Origin of the sequence: Streptomyces hainanensis, assembly GCF_004348415.1 — a bacterium.
GTDB classification, from domain to species: domain Bacteria; phylum Actinomycetota; class Actinomycetes; order Streptomycetales; family Streptomycetaceae; genus Streptomyces; species Streptomyces hainanensis.
In genome coordinates, this window is the sequence record NZ_SMKI01000377.1 from 1 (window position 1) to 7,897 (window position 7,897).

The 7,897-nt window shown below is 71.2% G+C and carries 5 protein-coding genes; all 5 read left to right on the forward strand.

Annotated elements, in window-relative coordinates; genetic code table 11:
- The first annotated feature begins 76 nt into the window (after positions 1 to 76).
- Positions 77 to 952, forward strand: a complete 876-nt coding sequence (gene gnd / locus E1283_RS27435) for a phosphogluconate dehydrogenase (NAD(+)-dependent, decarboxylating) (protein WP_132820851.1) — start codon at positions 77 to 79, stop codon at positions 950 to 952.
- A gap of 20 nt (positions 953 to 972) precedes the next feature.
- Positions 973 to 2,106 (forward strand): DNA replication/repair protein RecF, encoded by a 1,134-nt coding sequence (gene recF / locus E1283_RS27440; RefSeq protein ID WP_132820852.1) that lies wholly within the window; start codon positions 973 to 975, stop codon positions 2,104 to 2,106.
- Entirely contained in the window at positions 2,099 to 2,644 is a 546-nt protein-coding gene (locus tag E1283_RS27445; protein ID WP_207930543.1) for a DciA family protein, read from the forward strand. Before recF ends, E1283_RS27445 begins: the two co-directional genes overlap by 8 nt.
- A gap of 305 nt (positions 2,645 to 2,949) precedes the next feature.
- The gene (gene gyrB, locus E1283_RS27450) at positions 2,950 to 5,007 is read left to right on the forward strand and encodes a DNA topoisomerase (ATP-hydrolyzing) subunit B (protein WP_132820853.1); all 2,058 of its coding nucleotides are present in this window, start codon (positions 2,950 to 2,952) and stop codon (positions 5,005 to 5,007) included.
- Between the two features lie 89 nt (positions 5,008 to 5,096).
- Positions 5,097 to 7,697 carry a DNA gyrase subunit A gene (gene gyrA, locus E1283_RS27455; RefSeq protein ID WP_132820854.1) on the forward strand — a complete coding sequence of 867 codons (2,601 nt, stop codon included), beginning with the start codon at positions 5,097 to 5,099 and terminating at the stop codon, positions 7,695 to 7,697.
- Positions 7,698 to 7,897: the final 200 nt, after the last annotated feature.

The window sequence follows — 7,897 nt, forward strand, 5'->3', positions numbered from 1 at the left end:
GGGGTCGGGGGCGCCGGGTCGCGCCGCGGGCGGAGCGTAGGCTCGGGGGAGTACAAAACGCTATGAAGGAGTCCTGATGGAGCTCGGTCTCGTCGGTCTCGGCAAGATGGGCGGGAACATGCGCGAGCGCATCCGCCGGGCCGGTCACACCGTGGTGGGTTTCTCGCACGAGGCGGACGCCGCGGACGTGCACAGCCTCAAGGACCTGGTGGACACGCTCGCCGCGCCCCGGGTGGTCTGGCTGATGGTGCCGGCCGGCGGGGCCACCCAGTCCACGGTGGACGAGCTCGCCGAGCTGCTGTCCCCTGGTGACGTCGTCGTGGACGGCGGCAACTCCCGGTGGACGGACGACGCCAGGCACGCCGAGCAGCTGGCCGCCAAGGGCATCGGCTTCGTGGACTGCGGGGTGTCGGGCGGCGTCTGGGGCCTGGAGAACGGCTACGCCCTGATGTACGGCGGCGACGCCGAGCACGTGGCCAAGGTCCAGCCCGTCTTCGACGCCCTCAAGCCGGCCGGCGACTTCGGCGCCGTGCACGCGGGCAAGGTCGGCGCCGGCCACTTCGCCAAGATGGTCCACAACGGCATCGAGTACGCCATGATGCAGGCCTTCGCCGAGGGCTGGGAGCTGCTGGAGGCGGTCGACGAGGTCACCGACGTCCGCGCGGTGTTCAGGTCCTGGCAGGAGGGCACGGTGATCCGGTCCTGGCTGCTCGACCTGGCCGTGCGCGCGCTGGAGGAGGACGAGCACCTGGCCCAGCTCAAGGGCTACGCCGCCGACTCGGGCGAGGGCCGGTGGACGGTCGAGGCGGCGATCGACAACGCCGTTCCGCTGCCCGCCATCACGGCCTCGCTGTTCGCCCGCTTCTCCTCCCGGCAGGACGACTCCCCGCAGATGAAGATGGTCGCCGCGCTGCGCAACCAGTTCGGCGGGCACGCGGTCGAGAGCAAGTAAGGGCACCGGGGGCCGGCGCCGTGCACGTCACGCATCTGTCACTCGCCGACTTCCGGTCCTACGCCCGGGCCGAGGTCGAACTCGACCGCGGGGTCACCTCGTTCGTCGGGCCCAACGGCCAGGGCAAGACCAACCTCGTCGAGGCCGTCGGCTATCTGGCCACCCTCGGCAGCCACCGGGTCTCGTCGGACGCGCCGCTGGTGCGGGCCGGCGCCGACCGGGCGGTGATCAGGGCCGCGGTGGTGGAGGGCGAGCGCCGCCAGCTGGTCGAACTCGAACTCACCCCGGGCCGCGCCAACCGGGCCCGGCTCAACCGCTCGACCCAGGTCCGCCCGCGCGACGTGCTCGGCGTCGTCAGGACCGTGCTGTTCGCGCCCGAGGACCTGCACCTGGTGAAGGGCGACCCCGGTGAGCGCCGCCGGTTCCTCGACGACCTCGTCACCGCGCGCGCCCCGCGCCTCGGCGGGGTGCGGGCCGACTACGAGCGGGTGCTGAAGCAGCGGAACTCGCTGCTGAAGTCGGCCGCGATGGCTCGACGGCACGGCGGCCGCGGCACCGACCTGTCGACGCTCGACGTGTGGGACCAGCATCTGGCGCGGGCCGGCGCCGACTTGCTGGGACAGCGGCTCGCGCTGGTGGCGGCGCTGCGGCCGCTGACGGACAAGTGCTACGAGGAATTGGCCCCGGGCGGTGGCCCGGTGGGCCTGGAGTACCGGGGGCCGGCCGGCGAGCCGGCCGAGTTGGCGGCGGCCTCGCGCGAGGAGCTGTACGAGGTGCTGCTCGGCGCGTTGGCGGCCGCGCGGCCGCAGGAGATCGAGCGCGGGGTGACGCTCGTCGGCCCGCACCGGGACGATCTGCTGCTGCGGCTCGGCGAGTTCCCGGCGAAGGGTTACGCGAGTCACGGCGAGTCCTGGTCGCTGGCGCTCGCGCTGCGCCTCGCCTCGTTCGGTCTGTTGAAGGAGGAGGGCCCGGAGCCGGTGCTGGTGCTCGACGACGTGTTCGCCGAGCTGGACGCGCGGCGCCGGGAGCGGCTGGCCGAGCTGGTCGCGCCGGGCGAGCAGGTGCTGGTGACGGCCGCGGTCGAGCAGGACGTGCCCGGGGTGCTCGCCGGGGCGCGGTTCACGGTCTCCGAAGGGCGGGTGGACCGTGGGTGACGAGAAGGACGTGGGGAGTTCCGGCGCGGAGGGCGCTCCGCCGAAGGGCGTCGACCTGGCGCGGGTGGCGCTGCGCGCCGCCCGGGAGCAGGCGCGGGCGCGCGGCGCCGAGGTGCGGCAGCGCCGGCAGGCGCGGCAGGGCGGCGGGCTGCGGTCCGGGGCGCGGGCCGGCGGGCGTGATCCGCTGCCGCTCGGCGCGGCGGTGCGCCGGCTGACGGAGGAGCGCGGCTGGGAGATGCCGCTCGCGGTGGGCGGCGTGGTCGGGCGCTGGCCCGAGCTGGTGGGTCCCGACGTCGCCAAGCACTGCGTGCCCGAGGGGTACGACGAGGAGTCCCGGGTGCTGACGGTGCGCTGCGACGCCACCGCCTGGGCGACACAGCTGCGGCTGTTGGCTCCCGAGTTGCTGCGCCGGTTGAACGCGGACCTGGGGCAGGGCTCGGTCAGGTTGATCAGGGTGCTCGGCCCCACGGGCCCGGCGCGCGGCCCCGGGCGGCTGCGCGCGCCGGGGAGCAGGGGCCCCGGGGACACCTACGGATAGGCGGCTCGGACGGGCGCCCGGGCAGTCGCTGGGGCGGGTGGCGAGGGCGTCGTCTCACGGTGCGGAAGTGATCCCGGTCACGTTCGTAGAGGTTGACAGTCGGAGCCGCTGAGGGGCGCCGTGAGCGGATCAGGGGCCCGGTCCGTATATACGGGGTCACCGGATGCCAGTTCAGGGCGGCACATGCGGACTCAGAGCCCGGCAAACCGCCGTTAGGGTCGGCGGTGCCGGTAGACTGAACGGTAGCCGCCCTGTTGCGGACCATGTCGAACGACACAGCCGCTCCCCTATGCCGGAGTTGGCTCGTGCTGTGCCAGAAAGGGCGCTTCGTGGCCGATTCCGGCGATGCCAACAAGAACACTCCCGCTCCCGCCGCGTCGTCGGAGGGGGTTCCGTCCTACGACGCCAGCGCGATCACGGTGCTTGAGGGGCTCGACGCGGTCCGCATGCGGCCCGGCATGTACATCGGGTCCACCGGCGAGCGCGGCCTCCACCACCTGGTCTACGAGGTGGTGGACAACTCGGTGGACGAGGCCCTGGCGGGCCACGCGGACGCCATCGACGTGACGATCCTGGCCGACGGGGGCGTTCGGGTCGTGGACAACGGCCGTGGCATCCCGGTCGGCATGGTGCCCTCCGAGGGCAAGCCGGCCGTCGAGGTCGTGCTCACCGTGCTGCACGCCGGCGGCAAGTTCGGCGGCGGCGGGTACGCGGTCTCCGGCGGTCTGCACGGCGTGGGCGTCTCGGTGGTCAACGCGCTCTCCACGCGCGTCGCCGTCGAGGTGCGCACGGACGGCTACCGGTGGACCCAGGAGTACGCGCTCGGGGTGCCGACGGCGCCGCTGAAGCGGAACGAGGCGACCGAGGAGACCGGCACCACCGTCACGTTCTGGGCCGACGGCGACATCTTCGAGACCACGGACTACTCCTTCGAGACGCTGTCCCGGCGCTTCCAGGAGATGGCCTTCCTCAACAAGGGCCTGACCATCGCGCTGACCGACGAGCGCGCCGCCGCCAAGCAGACGGCCGGCGCCGACTCCACCGCGGTGGAGGAGGAGGGCAAGCCGCGCGCGGTCAGCTACCACTACGAGGGCGGGATCTCCGACTTCGTTCGCCACCTCAACTCCCGCAAGGGCGAGCCGGTGCACCCCTCGGTGATCGAGATCAACGCCGAGGACCCCGAGCGCAAGATCTCGGTGGAGATCGCGATGCAGTGGAACACCCAGTACAGCGAGGGCGTCTACAGCTTCGCCAACACCATCCACACCCACGAGGGCGGCACCCACGAGGAGGGCTTCAGGGCGGCGCTGACCGCGCTGGTCAACAAGTACGCCCGGGAGAAGAAGCTGCTGCGGGAGAAGGACGAGAACCTGGCGGGCGAGGACATCCGCGAGGGTCTGACCGCGATCATCTCCGTCAAGCTCGGCGAGCCGCAGTTCGAGGGCCAGACCAAGACCAAGCTGGGCAACACCGAGGCCAAGACCTTCGTCCAGAAGATCGTCTACGAGCACTTCACCGACTGGCTCGACCGCAACCCCAACGAGGCGGCGGACATCATCCGCAAGAGCATCCAGGCGGCCACCGCCCGGATGGCGGCCCGCAAGGCCCGCGACCTCACCCGCCGCAAGGGCCTGCTGGAGACGGCCTCGCTGCCCGGCAAGCTCAGCGACTGCCAGTCCAACGACGCCGCCAAGTGCGAGATCTTCATCGTCGAGGGCGACTCGGCCGGCGGCAGCGCCAAGGCCGGCCGCGACCCGCAGTGGCAGGCGATCCTGCCGATCCGCGGCAAGATCCTCAACGTGGAGAAGGCCCGGATCGACCGGGTGCTGCAGAACACCGAGGTCCAGGCGTTGATCTCGGCCTTCGGCACCGGCATCCACGAGGACTTCGACATCTCGCGGCTCCGCTACCACAAGATCATCCTCATGGCCGACGCCGACGTCGACGGCCAGCACATCAACACCCTGCTGCTGACGCTGCTCTTCCGCTTCATGCGCCCGCTGGTCGAGGCCGGCCACGTCTTCCTCTCCCAGCCCCCGCTCTACAAGATCAAGTGGGGCCGGGACGAGTTCGAGTACGCCTACTCGGACCGCGAGCGCGACAGCCTGATCCAGCTCGGCCGCGAGCGCGGCAAGCGCGTCCGCGAGGACTCCATCCAGCGCTTCAAGGGTCTGGGCGAGATGAACGCCGAGGAGCTCCGGGTGACCACCATGGACCAGGCGCACCGCGTGCTGCGCCAGGTGACGCTGGACGACGCGGCCGCCGCCGACGACCTGTTCTCGATCCTGATGGGCGAGGACGTCGAGGCCAGGCGCTCGTTCATCCAGCGCAACGCCAAGGACGTCAGGTTCCTGGACATCTGACCCCGGTCGGCCCGCCCGGCTGACCGGGCGGGCCGACCCAGGTCGCGTTACCCCCACCTCAGCAGCCCGAAAGGAACCGGACCCCAGCGATGTCCGACGACACGACCTCCCCTCGGCCGACTCCGCCCGCCGCGCCCGCCCCCCTCGAGCCCGACGAGGCCAGCACCCAGCGCATCGAGCCGGTCACGCTCGAGACCGAGATGCAGCGCTCGTACCTCGACTACGCGATGAGCGTGATCGTCTCCCGCGCGCTGCCCGACGTGCGTGACGGCCTGAAGCCGGTGCACCGCCGGGTGCTCTACGCGATGTACGACGGCGGCTACCGCCCGGAGCGCGGCTACTACAAGTGCGCCCGCGTCGTCGGCGACGTGATGGGCACCTACCACCCGCACGGCGACAGCTCGATCTACGACGCGCTGGTGCGGCTGGCGCAGCCGTGGGCGATGCGGATGCCGGTCGTCGACTCCAACGGCAACTTCGGCTCGCCGGGCAACGACCCGGCGGCCGCCATGCGGTACACCGAGTGCCGGATGGCGCCGCTGGCGATGGAGATGCTCCGGGAGATCGACGAGGACACCGTCGACCTGCAGGACAACTACGACGGCCGCAACCAGGAGCCGACGGTGCTGCCGGCCCGGTTCCCCAACCTGCTGATCAACGGCTCGGCCGGCATCGCGGTCGGCATGGCCACCAACATCCCGCCGCACAACCTGCGCGAGGTGGCGTCCGGCGCCCAGTGGTACCTGGAGCACCCGGACGCCTCCCCCGAGGAGTTGCTCGACGCGCTGGTCGAGCGGATCAAGGGCCCCGACTTCCCGACCGGCGCGCTGATCGTGGGCCGCAGCGGCATCGAGGAGGCGTACCGCACCGGGCGCGGCGCGATCACCATGCGCGCGGTCGTCGAGGTCGAGGAGATCCAGGGCCGGCAGTGCCTGGTGGTCACCGAGCTGCCCTACCAGGTCAACCCGGACAACCTGGCGCTGAAGATCGCCGAGCTCGTCAAGGACGGCCGGATCAACGGCGTCGCCGACGTCCGCGACGAGACGTCGTCCCGCACCGGTCAGCGGCTGGTCATCGTGCTCAAGCGGGACGCCGTCGCCAAGGTCGTCCTCAACAACCTCTACAAGCACACCGACCTCCAGACCAACTTCGGCGCCAACATGCTGGCCCTGGTCGACGGCGTGCCGCGCACCCTCTCGCTCGACGCGTTCATCCGCAACTGGGTGTCGCACCAGATCGACGTGATCGTCCGCCGCACCCGCTACCGGCTGCGGAAGGCCGAGGAGCGCGCCCACATCCTGCGCGGCCTGCTCGCCGCGCTCGACGCGATCGACGAGGTCATCGCGCTGATCCGGCGCAGCGACACCGTCGAGGTGGCGCGCGGCGGCCTGATGCGGCTGCTCTCGATCGACGAGATCCAGGCCAACGCGATCCTGGAGATGCAGCTGCGGCGCCTCGCCGCCCTGGAGCGGCAGAAGATCATCGCCGAGCACGACGAGCTCCAGGCGAAGATCACCCAGTACAACGCGATCCTGGCCTCCCCCGAGCGGCAGCGCACCATCATCTCCGAGGAACTGGCCGCGATCGTCGACAAGTTCGGCGACGACCGGCGCACCGCGCTGATCCCCTTCGAGGGCGACATGTCCATCGAGGACCTGATCGCCGAGGAGGACATCGTCGTCACGATCACCCGTGGCGGCTATGTCAAGCGCACCAAGACCGACGACTACCGGGCGCAGAAGCGCGGCGGCAAGGGCGTGCGGGGCACCAAGCTGCGGGAAGACGACATCGTCGACCACTTCTTCGTCTCCACCACCCACCACTGGCTGCTGTTCTTCACCAACAAGGGCCGGGTCTACCGGGCCAAGGCGTACGAACTGCCGGACGCGGGCCGCGAGGCGCGGGGTCAGCATGTGGCCAATCTGCTGGCCTTCCAGCCGGACGAGCGGATCGCGGAGATCCTCGCCATCCGGGACTACGAGGCCGCGCCCTACCTGGTGCTCGCCACCAAGTCGGGCCTGGTGAAGAAGACCTCGCTGAAGGACTACGACTCGCCGCGCTCGGGTGGCGTCATCGCCATCAACCTCCGGGAGATGGAGGACGGCCGGGACGACGAGCTGATCGGCGCCGAGCTGGTCTCGGCGGCCGACGACCTGCTCCTGATCAGCAAGAAGGCGCAGTCCATCCGCTTCACGGCCAGCGACGACACGCTGCGCCCGATGGGCCGGGCGACGTCGGGCGTGAAGGGCATGAGCTTCCGCGAGGGCGACGAGCTGCTGTCGATGAACGTGGTGCGCGAGGGCACCTTCGTCTTCACCGCGACGGACGGCGGCTACGCGAAGCGGTCCCCGGTGGACGAGTACCGGGTGCAGGGGCGTGGCGGTCTCGGCATCAAGGCTGCGAAGATCGTGGAGGACCGCGGTTCGCTGGTCGGCGCGCTCGTGGTGGAGGACACGGACGAGATTCTGGCCATCACCCTGGGCGGTGGCGTGATCCGTACCCGCGTCAACGAGGTTCGGGAGACCGGTCGTGACACCATGGGCGTCCAGCTGATCAACCTCGGGAAGCGGGACGCCGTCGTCGGCATCGCCCGTAACGCCGAGGCCGGGCGCGAGGCCGAGGAGGTCGACGCGGACGGCACCGGAGAGGGAGTCGCGGAGCAGGCGGCTGCCACGGACAATGAGGAGTAGGCGTGAGTGAGGCCACGGGCTCGCCCGGCGGTGGCTCCCAAGGCGCCCAACCCGGGAACGCCCGTTCCCAGGACGATTCCCAGCATGTGACCCGTGGGGGGCTCACGATGACCAGTGCAAGACCCGCGGACTCCTACGCCCAGGGCCAGGGCTACCACCCCCCGCAGGCGTACCCGGCCCCGCCCGGGGCCGGGTACGCC